Raw genomic sequence first — 490 nt, forward strand, 5'->3', positions numbered from 1 at the left:
GCTCGATCAACAATTGATCGATTCGCTAGGCGGATCCGTGGAACAGATGGTGGAAGATGCGCTCTCCGACGACCCATCTAGCAATAAACCAGCCAAGGAACTGCCAGCAGAAGATTCCGGCCAGAAACCTGCTGAACAGACTCCGAAAGCACGGCTATCCGCCTGATTTGGAAGCGGAAGCGACGAAACTGGTTCTGGAATAGGCGGAGGCGTTGTGTTCGGCGCTTTCGGTTTGAATGTCGGCGCCGAGTTGCTGCAGAGCCTTGATCAAGTCGCCAATGGGCCGCTCGCGCATTCGTTGTCGGGCTCGGTGGAGTCGGGCTTCGACTGCGCTGGTACGATTTCGCCCAGGCGACGTGCTTCCCAGATGCTGTGGGTCAAAGGCTTCTGCGTGAAGCAGTGCTTGCCCATCTTCATGGCCATGGCGGTGTCGACGAAACAGTAAAAGTCGGAATCAATCATTGCGGCTCGCTGCATCCCAACGCGCGAC

Annotated in this window: 1 protein-coding gene and 1 pseudogene; both read right to left on the bottom strand. The window is 57.1% G+C overall.

The annotated features are described in order from the left end of the window. Nucleotides 1-154 precede the first annotated feature (154 nt). Nucleotides 155-295 (bottom strand): hypothetical protein, encoded by a 141-nt coding sequence (locus tag AB1L30_RS00340; protein WP_367011368.1) that lies wholly within the window; start codon nt 293-295, stop codon nt 155-157. Next, nucleotides 268-490, bottom strand: a pseudogene (locus tag AB1L30_RS00345) (hypothetical protein); the annotation flags it as partial. The pseudogene AB1L30_RS00345 and the gene AB1L30_RS00340, both read right to left, overlap by 28 nt.

Origin of the sequence: Bremerella sp. JC817 (genome assembly GCF_040718835.1) — a bacterium.
In the GTDB taxonomy this organism is placed as follows: domain Bacteria; phylum Planctomycetota; class Planctomycetia; order Pirellulales; family Pirellulaceae; genus Bremerella.

Bases quoted from the DNA above. Each gene is read 5' to 3' on its own strand.
- AB1L30_RS00340 (WP_367011368.1), bottom strand. From the start codon at position 295: ATGCGCGAGCGGCCCATTGGCGACTTGATCAAGGCTCTGCAGCAACTC.